Source organism: Natrarchaeobius halalkaliphilus (assembly GCF_003841485.1).
In the GTDB taxonomy this organism is placed as follows: Archaea; Halobacteriota; Halobacteria; order Halobacteriales; family Natrialbaceae; genus Natrarchaeobius; species Natrarchaeobius halalkaliphilus.
The window spans coordinates 275738-291154 of record NZ_REFY01000004.1 but is presented as its reverse complement, the minus strand read 5'-3'; the positions used below and the strand labels follow the sequence as shown (position 1 = coordinate 291154).

The following is a 15417-nucleotide window of genomic DNA, read 5'->3' as shown; positions in this document are numbered from 1 at the left end:
ATCTCCGACGGGTTCGACGGCTCGAGTATGCGCGTTTCGATCCCGGGCGTTCCTGGCGTTTACTACGACACCGATACGGGAACGACGGCACTCGCAGCCGTCACGACCGCGGCCGGTCGTCGAGCACCGAAACCCCAGGGATACGCCGTCCAGCTCGTGCCGTATCTCTGGTCGTTCGATGTCGACCTGCAGGAGGTGCCAAACGATCACCCGATCCAGTACCTCCACCCCGAGGGTGCCGTGAGTATGGCCGAACTCTCGTCCGACCGAACTGATCGGCGGGCCAGCACCGAGCTCGAGTCGGTCCTTCGATTCGTCTGGTCGGTCAACAGGGAACTCGAGTCCGCGACGGATCGCGTGCTCGGCGGATCGGCGGGTCACGAAGGCGTGGTGATCGAAATCGAAGACGGTCGCGTCGGCGTCGACGGCGACCGACTCGAGACGGACGCCTTCGACGTGGACGGCCGGGCTTCCGAAGAGCACGACGACCGCGATTCGGACGAATCGGGTTCCGTGGACGAACGCTGACGTCGTCCCGAACTCGAGCCCGCCGTTTTTGTTCGCTGGCCACCTACGGTCGCCAATGCGAACCGTCACGACGCTCCCGTCGGCGACCGAGATGGCCGTCGCGCTCGGTCTCGAGCCGGTCGGCGTCTCCCACGAGTGCGACTATCCCCCTGCAGTCGAGTCGCTTCCTTCGGTCACTCGCTCACGGATCGACGCCGACGCCGAAAGCGGCGAGATCGACCGGCAGGTGCTCGAAGCCGTAGAAGACGATGGCGTCTACGACGTCGACGTGGAAACGCTCGCTGACCTCGAGCCCGAGTTGATCGTCACCCAGGGGATCTGTGACGTCTGTGCGGTCGACGAGGTGATCGTTGCCGACGCCGTCGAGCGTATCGACGCCGACCCTGACGTTCTGACTACCGACCCGCACACCGTCAGTGACGTGCTCTCCGACCTCGAGCGACTCGGTCGGGCGACGGATCGAATCGAGCGGGCGAACGAAGTTCGCGAACGACTCGACGGACGGATCGACCGGATCAGAGAGCGAACGGCGGATCTCACGGCCGACGATCGGCCACGAGTGGCGGTTTTCGACTGGACCGATCCCGCCATGATCGCGGGCCACTGGACGGCCGAACTCGTCGAGTGGGCCGGCGGGAATTACGGACTCGCCTCAGCCGGCGACCGCTCGAGGCCGCGCGAGTGGGATGAGATCCGCGCGTACGATCCCGAACTCGTGATCGTCGCCCCCTGTGGGTTCTCGCTCGCACAGATCGCCGAAAACCGGAGCGATCTCACCGGCCGCGACGGCTGGGCGGAGCTGACCGCCGTTCGCGAAGACCGCGTCTGGGCGATGGACGGCCACCATCTCCTCAACCGCCCCGGACCGCGGCTGGTCGACACGCTCGAGGCGATCGCTCGGATCGTCCAGCCGACGCTGTTCGACGCGGCCCGGCCGGCCGATGCACTCGAGGGAGTCGCCGCTCCCTTCGACCGGCTCTCCGATCGACTCGCCTCGGAGGGACGGCTCGAGCCGGAGACGGGCTCGGAACGGCGTTCGACGACCGAGACCGAACCGTGACGTCCGATGCCGACTCCGAGCGGCCGGCCGGTCCCCCCGCGCCGACGCTCGTCGTTCCCGCCTCGATCCGCGATGCGATCGTCGGTCGCGCTCGAGACGGTCGGCCGGCGGAGATCTGTGGCGTTCTCGGCGGGGAGTTCGACGCCGACCGCGCTCGCGTTCGATCGCAGTATCCCGCCGACAACGCTGCCGAGACGCCGCGGACTCGCTATCGGATCGATCCCCAACAGCAGCTCTCGATCTTCGATCGACTCGAGGGGCGGGGCGAGGAAATCGTCGGCTTCTATCACTCGCATCCGACCGGACCGCCGCACCCGAGCGCGACGGACGCCGCGATGGCGACCTGGCCCGATCGATCGTACCTGATCGTCTCGCTCGAGCCGTTCGAACTCGGCTCGTGGCGCTGGTGCTCGGGGACCAAACGCGACGGTAGCGGCGCGACCGACGACGGTGCGGCGGTCGACGACTGCGGCGCGTTCGAGCGCGAGCGTCTGGTGTTCGAGTGAATGACCGGGACGACGCGGTCACACCGCGAGTAACCGATCGATTCGGATCACTCGTCTGCGGGATGGACGACGACCGAGATGGCGTTACTCGTTCGCGGACGAGCCGCCATCGACGCGAGCGATCGTCGTCTCGAGTGCGCGTTCCGTATAGACCTCGAGGAGGTGTTCTCGGAACTCGCCCGAGGCCTGTTCGTCGTCCATGAGAACGTACGATTCGACGTCGTCGGTGACGAACGCGGCGGCTCGTTCGGCTACCCCGTCGTCGTCCAGGGAGCCGCCGACGAGTTCCGTTTCGACCGGTTCGAGGGCCATCGCGTGATCGAACGCGCCGTTGGCGGCGACGCGCGCATCAGTGATCTCCTCGCCGTCGGTCTCGAGGACCGCTGCGACGCCGACGAGCGCGTAGCCCGACGAGGCGCTGGCTTTCTTTACGTACGCAGCGGCGTCGTTCTCCCCGAGGTGGGGGACGTCGATCGCGGTGAGGAGTTCGCCGTCCGCGAGCGCGGTCGTGAACATCGCCTCGAAGAAGTTGGCGGCTGGAATCTCCCGCCGGCCGTCGGGTCCGAGCGCGTGGATCGTGGCGTCTGCGGCGAGTACCGCGGCGGGGAGATCGGCCGCCGGATCGGAGTGGGCGATGTTCCCACCGATGGTACCCATGTTTCGCACCTGGACGTCCGCGATCTCGGCGGCGGCCTCCGGAACGACCGGGTTCTCGTTCCACAGCGTCTCGTCTCGTTCGATCGCCGCGTACTCGGTCATCGCGTTGATGCGCGTAACGCCGTCGTCGTGATCGATTCCGTACAACGATTCGACGCTGGCCAGGTCGACGATCACTTCCGGGGTCGAAAGACCGGATTTCATCGTCGGCAGCAGGCTGTGGCCGCCGGCGAGCAGCGTCACCTCCCGATCGCCGTACTCCGAGAGGGAGTCGACCGCTTCCGCCGTACTTTCGACGCTCACGTACTCGAACGGCGCGGGGTACATCAGGGCTCACCTCCGGAATCGATGGCCGCCCAGACCGTCTCGTTCGTCAGCGGCATGTCGAGGTGGTCGACGCCGAACGGCTCGAGGGCGTCGACGACGGCGTTGACGACGGCCGGCGTCGCGCCGATCGTCGCGGACTCCCCGACGCCTTTGACGCCGATGGGGTTGTGGGGACTCGGCGTGACGGTGCTGTCCGTCTCGTACTCCGGCAGGCGCTCGGCTCGCGGAAGCGCGTACTCGTTCATCGACCCGGAGACGAGCGTTCCGTTGTCGTCGTAGTTCGCGGCCTCGAAGAGCGCCGCGCCGATACCCTGTGCGATCCCGCCGTGGACCTGTCCCTCGACGATCATCGGATTGATCTGCTCGCCACAATCGTCGACCGCGACGTAGCGGTGGAACTCGACCTCGCCGGTGTCCGGATCCACCTCGACGACAGCGGCGTGGGTCCCGAACGGGAAGGTGAAGTTCTCCGGATCGTAGTACGACGTCGCCTCGAGCCCGGGCTCCATCTCGTCGGGGATGTCGTGGCCCAGGTAAGCCGCGTAGGCGAGCTCCTGGATCGAAATCGAGCGATCCGGCGCGCCCGCGACGTGGAACGTTCCGTCGTCGAACTCGACATCCTCCTCGCTGGCCTCGAGTTTGTGGGCGGCGATCGAGCGGCCCTTCTCGACGACTTTGCGTCCGCTCTGGGCGACGGCACCGCCGCCGACGGGGGCGCTTCGGCTGCCGTAGGTCCCCATTCCCTGTGGGACTTCGTCGGTGTCGCCTTCGACGACTTCGACGTCCTCGACCGGAACGCCGAGTTCGGCGGCGGCGACCTGTGCGAGCGTCGTGCGGTGACCCTGGCCCTGATCGGCCGTTCCACAGGCGACCGAGACCGTTCCCGACGGATGAAACCGGACGACGCCGGCCTCCCAGCCGCCGGCCGTCGCGCCGAGTTCGCCGGCGGCTTTCGACGGCGACAGTCCCGCCGACTCGACGAAATTGGCAACGCCGACGCCGAGATACCGTCCCTCCTCGCGGAGTTTCGCCTGTCGCTCGCGGACGTCCTCGTAGTCGATCAACTCGAGAGCGCGGTCCATCGCCTCCTCGTACTCGCCGCTGTCGTAGACGAGGGCAACCGCGGTCTCGTAGGGGAACTCCTCGGGCGGGATCAGGTTCGTTCGACGGACGTCGACCGGATCGAGGTCGAGTTCTCTCGCCGCGACGTCGACGATCCGCTCGGTGACGTAAATTCCCTCGGCCCGGCCTGCGCCACGATAGGCGTCGACCGGCGTCGTGTTCGTGAACGCACCGATCACGCGACAGTGGATTGCCGGGATGGCGTACTCGCTCGAGAGGATGGTCGCGTAGAGGTACGACGGCGTCGCCGTGGCGAACTGCGAGAGGTGCGCGCCGAGGCCCGCGTGCGTTTCGACGCGCAACCCGCGGATGGTTCCGTCGGAATCGAGCGCGAGTTCGGCCTCGGTGACGTGATCGCGACCGTGGCAGTCGGTGACGTACCCCTCCGTTCGAGTCGCCTGCCATTCGACCGCGCCGCCGAGTTGCTTCGCACACCACGCCGTGATCGCCTCGTCGGGGTAGTGGTAGATCTTGCTCCCGAACCCGCCGCCGACCTCGGGGGCGACGATCCGGAGTTTGTGCTCGGGGTGGCCGAGCGTCGCCGTCGATAGCAACACCCGGTGGAGGTGCGGATTCTGCGACGTCATCCAGATCGTCAGGTCGTCGCTCGAGGTGTCGTAGGCGGCGGCCGCGGCGCGCGGTTCGACGGCGTTCGGGATGATGCGAGGTTGCTCGAGGTCGACGCTCGTGACGTGGTCGGCCGCCTCGAAGGCGTCGTCGACGGCGTCCGCGTCACCGAGTTCGAAGTCGAAGGCGACGTTGTCCGGGGCTTCTTCGTGGACCGTCACGTCGGCGTCGACCGCCTCGTCGGGTCTCGTGACCGCCTCGAGACGGTCGTAGCTCACGTCGATCTCCTCGAGAGCGTCGTAGGCCGTATACCGGTCCTCGGCGACGACCGCGGCGAGGGCGTCGCCAGTGTGACGGACCCTGTCGGTCGCCATGATACGGTACTGCGGAGTGACCAGACCGGGCAGCATCCACGCCGTCGGAATATCGTTCGGAATCCCGCTGTCCTCGACGTCCCGGCCGGTGTAGACCGCGAGGACGCCGTCGCGCTCCTCGGCCGCGCTCGTCTCGACTCCCTCGATCGTCGCGTGGGCGTACTGGCTGCGCAGGATCGCGACGTGGGCGGCGTCCTGGAGTTCGTCGTCAGTGAACGTCGCCTCGCCGGTCAGCAGACCGACGTCCTCGCGTCGTTCGACCGACGAGCCGAAGACCCGCTCGTCCGCGTCAGATTCGGATGCCATCTCAGTCGTCCCCCTCGGCCGCGGGCATTCTGTCGGCGGCGGTTTCGACCGCGTCGACGATGTTCTGATAGCCGGTACAGCGACAGAGGTTCCCCTCGAGCGCCGCCCTGATCTCCGTCCGCGAGGGGTCGGGTTCGCTCTCGAGTAGCGCCAGCGCGCTCAGCAACACGCCGGGCGTACAGTAGCCACACTGGAGCCCGTGTTCGTCCTGAAAGGCCGCCTGGAGCGGGTGGAGTTCGTCCGCCGCGCCGAGGCCCTCGACGGTGGTCACGTCTGCACCGTCGGCCTGAACGGCCAACAGCGTACAGGACTTGACCGCCTTCCCGTCGACGTGGACCGTACAGGCCCCACAGAGGCTACTCTCACAGCCGACTTTCGGACCCGTATATCCCAGGTGGTCCCGGAGGGCGTGTATCAACAGCGTGCGCGGCTCGACGCTCAGTTCTCGTTTCGTTCCGTTAACCGTGAGCGTAATTTCGTGTGTCGTGATCGTCATACTGATCGGTCTCCGCTGGTTACTGATCGGTCTCCGCTGAGCGCGGGTACGTCGCTCGCAACCGCCTGACCGTCACTCATAGCGCGTCCTGAATCCGGTCTCTGAGCCGGGTTCGTTCGGTCTCGTCGTCGGGCTCTTCGACCTCGTCCAGTCGGGAGGCGACGTCCTCGAAGAACTGGTTGACGATGCGGTTCGCGACGGGGTTTATCACCCGGCCGCCAAGCTGGGCGATCTTCCCGAACACGTCGGCTTCGGCTTCCCACTCGACGGCGACGCCGTCGTCTATCTCCTCGAGTTCCATCCAGGCGGACATCTCGAACGAACTGTTCGCGGCGGAGCCGTTGCCGGTCGTCGCCATCCGCGGGAACTCTCGCTCTGCGATCGTCACGGTCGTCTCGAAACTCGGCTTGACGCCCCCGACGCCCAGCTCCATCAACGCGGCGTACGTCTCGCCTTCCTCGAAGGCCCGTTCACCGACCGCTTCGGGTGTCGCCTCCGGCAGCGTCGGCGGCTTTTCCTCGGTCGCCTCGGCCCGTTCCCGAAGCTCGTCGAAGTTCGCGTCGTCGTCGACCTCGAGCAGAAACTCACAGCCGGGCAGCGCCTGCTCGATCATCACCGGGTCCGACAGCACGAGCCAGACTGCCTCCGTCGATACGTCCCCGAGCTCGAACGTGCCATCGAATCTCATGGCTTACTGGGAATTGTCACCACAACACAACCAGTTGCGACGAGCGGTCAAAAAGATACCTCGAAATACTCTCAAAACTTATCATTCCTATACTAGTGAATTTACCCCATAGAGGGTTGTTTGACCCACTTTCAAAACCCTCTCCACGAATTTCGTATCGAACGGGCGATAATCGCCGCGGAAATCCGGACTGTCGCACGCCGGACGGATGACCGCGTCCGGGACCCGACCGTCGACGGCGATGCGCTGGTTAGCTCGACGACGCGTTCCGCGGGGCGTACTACGCGCCGTTGACTGTTCCTCCCTCGGGTGGAACTCGAGACGAACATTCTGACCATCGAGACGAATTTGAATATTTATATGTAGTCGCTGTTAACTGGAACGTGTATGCCCTCCAATAGGATATCGATTCCATCGGTCCGTGGTAGGCCATCGATCGCAGTCACGCTCGCGGTGATCGTGGGACTGTCGATGGTTGCGATGGGTGGAATGCACGGTGTATCGGCGGCCGAACCGGATCAACCCGAGTACGACGTCGACGCCGTTGGCGATTTCGACGACGCCGGAGACACGCTCGGGAGCGCGGACGAACTGTACGTCGAGGACGACGGCAGCGGCGTCCTCGTCTACACCGACGACGGCGACGACGACATCGACGAGTTCCAACTCGGTGCCGACGTCAGCGAGGGACTCGCACACGTCCTCATCGCCGGCGAGAACGACGGCGACGAGGACATCGAAGGGGAGATGAGCGCGTCTCTCGAGGAGGATCTCTTCTCCGCCGATGGTCACTTGACGATGGAGCAACCGCCCGAACTCGACGAACTCGACGTCGAGATCTCCGGCGAACAGACCGAAGAGACGAGCGAGTTCGACGCCGACATCTACGCGCTCTTTAGCGGCGATTCGGACGACGCGGACACTCAGCAGCTGTCGACTGCCGGAGCCCAGACCCAACAACAGAGTCTGTTCGAATCCGCCAGTACGTCGGGCGACGTCGAGGTCGCCGCGGACACCTTCCGGACGAGCGGTGACGTCCACGTCGACCTGGGAACGTCAGCGATGGGCGACTCGCCCGATGAAACGTTCTCGTTCGAACTGTCCGAGACCGCAGACGGCTACGAAATCGCCGTCAGCGAACGCCAAACCGAGTTCGATTCGATGTTTTCCGACCCGGTCGAGGAGTGGGAAACCGAAGCGAAGGCGAAAGCGACCCTCGAAGAGCAGTACGCCGAGATGGCGGAGGAACTCGGCGGTGAGGTGACGGTCGAGATCGACCACCACGACTTCGACGAGCACGACGAGAACACCTACTGGAAGGAACTCGATTACACGGTCACCTACGAGGGAATCGAAGAGGGTCTCCAGGACGCACTCACCGAGGAGCTCGTCGACGATCCACAGACTGATCTCTCCGTGGACGATGCAGAGCGCATCGCGGCCCAGGTGACCGAACTCGAGATCGAGACCGTCGAGTTCGAGATGATCTCGAGCGACGAGGAGTTCGAGGCGACCTGGAACGTCCAGATCAACGAGTACGCGGCAGCTATCGAGGCGATCGGTGAGCTCGGTGAGGCCTCGATGGACGACGAGGACCTGTTCGAAGACGAGTTCGAGGAGTTCGACGACATGTTCGAGGCCCAGCAGGCGGCTGACCTCCGAACGACGTTCGAGTGGGACGCAACCGCCGAGTTCACCGACGACAACCAGATCGAACTCGAGGCCCAGGCGACGGGAGACACCGAGAACTACGACGCGTACACGGACGAACTCGCAGACCGCGGCATCGATGCCGCCGACGAAGAGGTCGTCTTCGAGTTCACCGCCTACACGGAGGGCGAAGAGGTGTACGTCGACGGCACCGTCGAGATCGGGATGGACGACCTCGCAGAAGAAGTGCTGACGTCCATGACGACGGTGATACAGGACGAATCCGACGAACTGGGTAGTTTCGCCTCGACTCTCGAGGACTCCGAACTCGAGATCGCGAAAGTCGACGTCGACTTCGACAGCGAGACGGTCGAACTCGAAGCCGGTGCGAAGTTCGAGAACACGGAGTCGCTGATCGAAGACGGCATCCTCGGAGACAACGTCGCCGTGACGCAGATCGCCGGCGAGGACGAGGACGGCGACGTCGTCACCTACGTCTACATCGAAGACCTCGAGACCGACGACGAGCTGTCGGAATCCACGCTCGCGGAACTGGGTCTCGTCGACGACGACACCGAGGTGTACGAACCCGGTGAAGGCGACCGCGAGTTCGCTGAGATGGACACCGAACGCGCGGCTGACTTCCTCGACGTCGATCTCTCGGGAGACGACGGTATCCCCGGCTTCGGCCTCGCAGCGGCGCTCGTTGCGCTCAGTGCGCTCGTCGCAACGTTGCTCGCGCGACGGACGTAGTCCGGGCGCTCGAGACCTGCAACCGTTTTCGCGGCGGTGAATTACTTCTCAACTAACCAATATCTATTCATAGCTGACTCTGATTTGGTAGCGTAGGGCATGGCGAACGAACGGATCACTCCAGACGATCTTCCCGAGCCTCGATACGAATACGGCGCTGACGATCACGTATTCGTCGAACTCGCGGAAGCGATGAGCTTCACTGCTAACGTCAAGGCGATGGCGATCACCCAGCAGGTGGCCGAACGGGAGATCGACGGCGTCATCGAGAACTGTCCGGCCAACGCCTCGTACATGCTCCGGATCGATCCCGAGGTGATCCACCCGGACGACCTGATCGCACAGCTCCGGGAGATCGAATCCGACCTCGACCTGACGGAGTACGAGTGGGATACGCGACTGATCGACGTCCCCGTCCTCTTTCAGGATCCATGGACCCACGAGACGCTCATGGAGTTTCGTGACCGCCATCAGGACGCCGATGCGACGGATCTCGAGTACTCGGCGCAGATCAACGGCTACGATTCCGTCGAGGCGTTTCTCGACGCGTTCGTCGGCGCGCCACACATGGTGACGATGGTCGGGTTCGTCCCCGGCCTCCCCTGGTGTTTCCAGATGGTGCCACGGAGCGAACAACTCGAGGTGCCGAAGTACGTCGAACCCCGAACCGACACGCCGAGTCGCGCGGTCGGCTTCGGCGGTGCGTTCTCGGTCATCTACCCGGTTCAGGGAGCGGGCGGCTACCAGCTATACGGTCGGACGCCGATCGAAGTACTGGACGTCGACCAGATCCTGCCGGATTTCCGTGATTCGATGGTGTTTCCCAATCCGGGCGACATCCTGAACTACAGGCGAATCGACCGCGACACGTACGACGAAATCCGCGAGTCGGTCGAGGCCGGCGAGTACGAGTACACCTACCAGCGAGTGAGCTTCTCGCCCGACGAGTTCTTCGAGTCGCCACACGAGTACACCGACGACCTCACGGCGGTGATCGAATGATCGACGTCCACGAGGGAGGCATCTCGAGTACGGTTCAGGATCTCGGCCGAACCGGACACTATCATATCGGCATGCCTCCGTCGGGTGCGATGGACGAGTACGCACACACGGTTGCTAACTACCTCGTCGGCAACGACGCCGACGCCGCGACCATCGAGATGACCTACCAGGGGATTACGGCCACGTTCGACGACGACGCCGTTATCGCGATCACCGGTGCCGACATGTCACCCGAACTGAACGGTGATCCGATCGGAAGCTGGGAAACCGTGGCCGTCGAGGCCGGCGACGAGCTCTCCGTCCAGTTCGCGACCGACGGCGCTCGCGCGTACCTCGCCGTCGCGGGCGGCATCGACGTCCCCGAGGTGATGGGGAGCAGGTCGACGTACACGCTCGTCGGGATCGGCGGTCACGAGGGCCGCGGGCTCGAGGCGGGCGACGAACTTTCGGTCGGTGAGCCGCCGAACGGGAGCGTCGACCTGGTCGGCACGCGACTTCCCGACGAGTACATCCCCGAGTACGCCGACGAAAACGCCGTCCGGATCGTCGTCGGATTGACCAGCTACCGTCTCACCGACGAGGCGAGAGCGACGCTCTGTGACGCGGAGTGGACGGTCTCCGCCGAAGCCGACCGCGTCGGCTACCGCCTCGAGGGACCGGACCTCGAGTTCGAAGAGCGCGAGCAGCCGTTCGGGGCGGGCACGGATCCGTCGAACGTCGTCGACCTGGGCTATCCGATCGGTTCGATCCAGGTTCCCCAGCAGCCGATCGTTCTCATGCAGGATGCGGTCACTGGCGGCGGTTACGCCACCGTCGGCACGGTCATCAGTGCCGACCGCGGACTGCTCGCCCAGCGACAGACGCACAAGACGGTTTCGTTCGAGTCCGTCGACGTCGAGGAGGCGATCGACGCGCGAACGCGACGGAGCGAGCGACTCAAGGAGATCCGATCCGTGATCGACGGATGACCGTGATCCGAGTGATTCTGCCCAAGTCAGGATGTGAATCAGGAGAGAAACTACAAATCGAACGAGGTCCAATATAATACGACCGACCATGTCCGAGACCATCACGATCAACTCACCGATGCCGGGCGTCTTCTACCGACGTCCCGATCCCGAAGAAGCACCGTTCGTCGAACCGGGTGACAGCGTCGACGCTGGCGAGACGATCGGTCTCGTCGAAGTGATGAAGAACTTCCACGAGATCGAAACCGATCGGGCGGGAACCGTCAGCGAGTTCCTCGTCGGAGACGAAGCCGAAATCGAGGCCGATCAGCCACTCGTCGAGATCGACGCGGCGTAGCCTTTCCCGGCAGCGAACCGACCCTCACCGGTGGCGAAACCGAATAGTTTTCCGTCGTCTCGAGACGCGTCTCGAGAACGAGTACAGACGTCCACTGACGCGCGGCGAGCGGGGTCACCCAAGCTATATGCGAACTTGTGGTGGACGTACATCCATGACTGGAATCGATATCAACTGTGACATGGGCGAGAGCTTCGGCAACTGGACGATGGGGAACGACGCCGACGTCATGCCCTACGTGACGTCCGCGAACATCGCCGGGGGCTATCACGCCGGTGATCCCCACGTCATGCGCGAAACCGTCGAGCTTGCCGCCGACCACGGCGTCGGTATCGGCGTTCACCCCGGCCTTCCCGACAAGGTGGGATTCGGTCGACGGACGATGGACGCCAGCCCAGCGGAGGTCCGCGACTACGTCGTTTATCAGCTCGGCGCACTCGCGGCGTTCGCCCGCCGCCACGGGACCTCCGTCCAGCACGTCAAACCCCACGGTGCGATGTACTCGATGCTGTCCGACAGCGCCGAGCACGCTCGAGCCGTCATGGAGGGCATGCTCGAGGTCGACGAGGATCTCATCTACCTCGCGACCGATATGAATATTCACGAGGTCGCCCAGCAAGTCGACGGCCTGCGAGCCGTCTTCGAGGGCTACGTCGATCTCGACTACCGGGCCGACCGGTCGCTCATCGTCGAACAGGAGCTGTCCGATCGCGATCCCGATCTCGTCGCCGACCGGTTCGTCTCCATCGCCACCGACGGCGTCGTCGAGGCCGCAAACGGCGAGGAAATCTCAGTTCCCGCCGACAGCATCTGCATCCACGGCGACAATCCCAACGCCGTCGAACTCCTCGAGGCGATCCACGAACGGATCGACGACCACGACATCGAACTCGTCGGCCTGCCGGAACTCGTCGCGGACTGACTCGAGGAAGATCTCGGTCAGTGGGCATACACTATTGGGATTCTATGTATCGTTTTTTTGAATTCATCTCTCCCAAAATTAGACTGGCCGTTCGCACTGGTCCGGAGGGGGGAAATGAAGACCACAAAACCCTACGAGAACCGCTAATAGCAGAGAATACGTGGGAATAAGTATAACCCAAAGGATGTTTCCTCCACCGATTACCGATGTAGTCCAAACCGAAAGAATCGGGCTAATTTGGAAGAGATTGACGAGAAAAAACGTAAGTGTGGCTGGGAGAACAAACCACTTTAGTATCGATTTCTCAGTTTCAGATTCAGACATTATATATACCAAATAGTATGCTATTAATAAGATTTTCTGGTGATTCACTGCTCCATTTGCATCTGTAGTGTACGCTCCTTGTCCGATTTTCCTCCTTTAGTGGACTACTGACCTGGCGGTAAGTACAGGTAACGAATGTATCGTCGAGACATCTGGCTTCCGTTGGCTCTGATCACAGGACTGCACCGAATGATGCGTGCAGTTCGCACAGGCTGATTCAGATCAGTCACCCAAACTGGACGATCAGACACACTCTTTGTACGACCCGTTCAACGACCAGACTCGTTACTCCGACTCGCCGATCTGCTCGGTCACGAAGAACGCTGGATGGTCCCATAATTCAAGCGGCCCTTTCCGGGTGTACCGCAACCATCCAATTCCAAACGACAGCACGAGCACGTTCGCACTGAACATCATCACGCCGCCGTGTCCGAGTAGGATCGCCTCGCTGGTCGGCTCGACGAGGACGAGTACACCCCATCCACTATCTGCAGGATCGGTCGCAGAAATCAGGCTTGCCCCCGCGGCATTCCCACCTGCATGGGCCGCGATCGGCAGCGCGAGGTCATTACTCAGCAGGTACAACACACCATACACGAGTCCAGCGAGGATCCACGTCACGACGAACGCCGGATGCGGAGCCTGCACCGACCAGTGTTCGAGATGAATAACACCGAAAATTACAGTTTGTACGGCAAGCACAACGACGAGCGTATGTTTCGGGGACAGCCACCGGCGAAGTCCCTCCGCAGCATTCACCATGAACACCGCCCGGAAGAACACCTCCTCCCAAACGCCCGTCCCTAGGTACGCGATGACGACCAACAACAGTCCCATCCAGAAGCTCACGTGACCGGCAGCGAACGTCGTCGAGATCTCGTACCATCCGATCGCAACCCCGATCAGGTACGGAATCGCCACTGCACCGGCTGCGAGGCCGAACCCGGCAAGCAGATCATGTGCCCAGCGTCTGTCAGCCCGTAACCCGTACTGCCAAACGGTCCGTCCTCGGTCGAGATACCGAGTCGTCACTGCAACCGCAGTAACCATAGCGATCGCCAACGTCATTTGCGTCGCCGTGATGAGCACCGGGACAGACACTCGGCCGAACAGAAGCGTGCTCACGACGATGCCAACACCGAACATCGGCAGTAGCGGCGCAAGAATCCGCCACGGTGCTCGCACTCGACCCTGCGCTTCGTTCCATACAAGGGCCGTAACGGACGGTATCACCGCCCGAACTGTTCGCATCATACACTTCGGTTGGACCGCTACGCCCGTATTACTTGAGGATCGGTTGACAACACACAAACCGGAGAAACAGCCACCTTGTACCTCGAGCGGGTGAATCGGAGGGCGGAACAGATCTCCGAGACGTGACCACGAGCTGCTCCCCATGGTCCAGTAACTCTCACCCGGTAGCTCCGTCCGATTACTTTTCGAGCCGCATCGGCTGACGTTCACGGTACGTAAGCGTTCGCCACACCCATTCGACCGGTCCGAAGCGGAACCGCTCCAGCCACCACACCGAAAGTGGGATTTGAATCGCCCAGATCAGCACGACCACTCCCAGCAACTCAACGCGACTCAACTGTCCGAACAACCCGAGTCCGTGACCGTAGAAGATCATCGTCGCGATGATGGTTTGAAGCAGATAATTCGTAAACGCGGTCCGGCCAACCGCGGTCAACGCGTGGACGACCACGCCGTCGCGGATCCACCGACAGAGAAGCATAATCCCCGCGATATAGCTGGTTGCAAGGAGCAGGGCACCCCAGTAATTGAGTTGAAACGCGAGAGTGAGTACCGGGACCGTCTCCCAGGCAAACACCTCGCGAAGCCACACGCCGACGAGGACGAGTGCAAGTCCGGCTCCACCGACGCCGACGAGGACGCGTTTGTAAAAGCGTGTGCTCCGCGTATTTGAGATGATGCCCCACTTGTAGAGCGCCATTCCGATGATCATCATTCCACCCACCGACCAGAACATCTCGAAGACGAATCCGAGTGTGTGATATTCGAGAAGGACTGGGGCCCGGTGAGCTATCTGATCCAGCCAGCCGCTTTGATAGATCCCGATTTCCCTTTCGGGTGAGAAATCTGCGCCGAACGCGGCGAGCAACTCTTCTTCGAACTCGGCCCGCCCGTCCTCAGAGAAGGAGAGGTAGCCCAAACCCGTCAAGAGGTAGAGGATGGACGGAATCGAGAACAGTGCGGTGCCGAGTATAAACTGACGACGTGGACGCCACCGCCACACCCAGACGACGAGGAAGCCGGAGAGAGCGTAGAAGACGAGGATGTCGCCGTACCATAGCAAATATGCGTGTCCGAGGCCGATCACAAGCAGCCAGAACGTCCTTGAAAGGTGTAACTTCCGCCCGGACTGGCCCTTTCTGTCCTTCGATTCCAGGAACAGGACGATTCCGGCACCGAACAAGAACGTAAACAGAGTCACGAACTTCCGCTCGAAGAACACGTGGCTGATGAACCAAGCGAGGTAATTCCCGCCGGTAAAGTCCCCGTAGAGGGCCGGGTTGAACGTCGCTACAGTCGGCATCCCGAATAGCCAGATGTTGATCACCAGAATCCCGAGCAGAGCAAACCCACGGAGAGCGTCGAGAGCAACGATCCGATCGGACGGATCTGTCGGCTCGGGCTCGCCCGAATCCGTCGTCTCCTGATCGTCGGACGAATCAGTTGGCATAATAACAGAGCTACATCCGACCGAAATGTACTTTTCTATCAGTAAAACCAGCTTGGTCTGACACACCCATCCTCTAAGTCGGTTACTGACCGTTGAAAGTGCTGTTCGTCGCGGATACCACCTGAG

14 protein-coding genes are annotated in these 15417 nt (G+C 62.7%); 8 read left to right on the top strand and 6 right to left on the bottom strand.

All coding sequences use genetic code 11. The annotated features are described in order from the left end of the window. Positions 1 to 27 precede the first annotated feature (27 nt). Genes EA462_RS11535 through EA462_RS11525 form a run of 3 tightly spaced genes read left to right on the top strand, consistent with a single transcriptional unit; the run spans position 28 to position 2094 of the window. Positions 28 to 528 carry a hypothetical protein gene (locus tag EA462_RS11535; RefSeq protein ID WP_124178721.1) on the top strand — a complete coding sequence of 167 codons (501 nt, stop codon included), beginning with the start codon at positions 28 to 30 and terminating at the stop codon, positions 526 to 528. A 55-nt stretch (positions 529 to 583) separates the two neighbouring features. After that, a complete protein-coding gene (locus tag EA462_RS11530; RefSeq protein WP_124178720.1) occupies positions 584 to 1588 on the top strand; it encodes an ABC transporter substrate-binding protein in 1005 nt (334 codons plus the stop codon). After that, complete coding sequence (locus EA462_RS11525) at positions 1585 to 2094, top strand: desampylase (protein WP_124178719.1); 510 nt, start codon at positions 1585 to 1587, stop codon at positions 2092 to 2094. Before EA462_RS11530 ends, EA462_RS11525 begins: the two co-directional genes overlap by 4 nt. Positions 2095 to 2178: 84 nt before the next feature. Here the strand turns inward: EA462_RS11525 and EA462_RS11520 are convergent, their stop codons facing one another. The 4 genes from EA462_RS11520 to EA462_RS11505 form a co-directional block, all read right to left on the bottom strand. Next, positions 2179 to 3078 (bottom strand): FAD binding domain-containing protein, encoded by a 900-nt coding sequence (locus tag EA462_RS11520; protein WP_124178718.1) that lies wholly within the window; start codon positions 3076 to 3078, stop codon positions 2179 to 2181. Next, on the bottom strand, positions 3078 to 5447 hold the full coding sequence (locus tag EA462_RS11515; protein WP_124178717.1) for a xanthine dehydrogenase family protein molybdopterin-binding subunit: 2370 nt from the start codon (positions 5445 to 5447) through the stop codon (positions 3078 to 3080). Before EA462_RS11515 ends, EA462_RS11520 begins: the two co-directional genes overlap by 1 nt. 1 nt (position 5448) lies before the next feature. Further along, positions 5449 to 5937 (bottom strand): (2Fe-2S)-binding protein, encoded by a 489-nt coding sequence (locus EA462_RS11510; protein ID WP_124178964.1) that lies wholly within the window; start codon positions 5935 to 5937, stop codon positions 5449 to 5451. A gap of 82 nt (positions 5938 to 6019) precedes the next feature. Then, positions 6020 to 6631, bottom strand: a complete 612-nt coding sequence (locus tag EA462_RS11505; protein WP_124178716.1) for a CoxG family protein — start codon at positions 6629 to 6631, stop codon at positions 6020 to 6022. A gap of 387 nt (positions 6632 to 7018) precedes the next feature. On the opposite strand from EA462_RS11505, the gene EA462_RS11500 reads away from it, so the two are divergent. The 5 genes from EA462_RS11500 (at position 7019) to EA462_RS11480 (ending at position 12263) form a co-directional block, all read left to right on the top strand. Further along, entirely contained in the window at positions 7019 to 9034 is a 2016-nt protein-coding gene (locus EA462_RS11500) for a hypothetical protein (RefSeq protein WP_243641404.1), read from the top strand. Positions 9035 to 9133: 99 nt separating this feature from the next. After that, the gene (locus tag EA462_RS11495) at positions 9134 to 10036 is read left to right on the top strand and encodes a 5-oxoprolinase subunit B family protein (protein ID WP_124178715.1); all 903 of its coding nucleotides are present in this window, start codon (positions 9134 to 9136) and stop codon (positions 10034 to 10036) included. Further along, the gene (locus EA462_RS11490) at positions 10033 to 11004 is read left to right on the top strand and encodes a 5-oxoprolinase subunit C family protein (protein WP_124178714.1); all 972 of its coding nucleotides are present in this window, start codon (positions 10033 to 10035) and stop codon (positions 11002 to 11004) included. The genes EA462_RS11495 and EA462_RS11490 overlap by 4 nt, the downstream gene beginning before the upstream one ends. 88 nt (positions 11005 to 11092) lie before the next feature. After that, positions 11093 to 11341, top strand: a complete 249-nt coding sequence (locus tag EA462_RS11485) for an acetyl-CoA carboxylase (protein WP_124178713.1) — start codon at positions 11093 to 11095, stop codon at positions 11339 to 11341. A 154-nt stretch (positions 11342 to 11495) separates the two neighbouring features. Further along, entirely contained in the window at positions 11496 to 12263 is a 768-nt protein-coding gene (locus EA462_RS11480; RefSeq protein ID WP_124178712.1) for a LamB/YcsF family protein, read from the top strand. Between the two features lie 609 nt (positions 12264 to 12872). Here EA462_RS11480 and EA462_RS11470 read toward each other — a convergent pair. Continuing rightward, positions 12873 to 13637 carry a CPBP family intramembrane glutamic endopeptidase gene (locus tag EA462_RS11470; RefSeq protein ID WP_165872053.1) on the bottom strand — a complete coding sequence of 255 codons (765 nt, stop codon included), beginning with the start codon at positions 13635 to 13637 and terminating at the stop codon, positions 12873 to 12875. Positions 13638 to 14019: 382 nt separating this feature from the next. After that, on the bottom strand, positions 14020 to 15291 hold the full coding sequence (locus EA462_RS11465; protein WP_124178709.1) for a DUF418 domain-containing protein: 1272 nt from the start codon (positions 15289 to 15291) through the stop codon (positions 14020 to 14022). Positions 15292 to 15417: the final 126 nt, after the last annotated feature.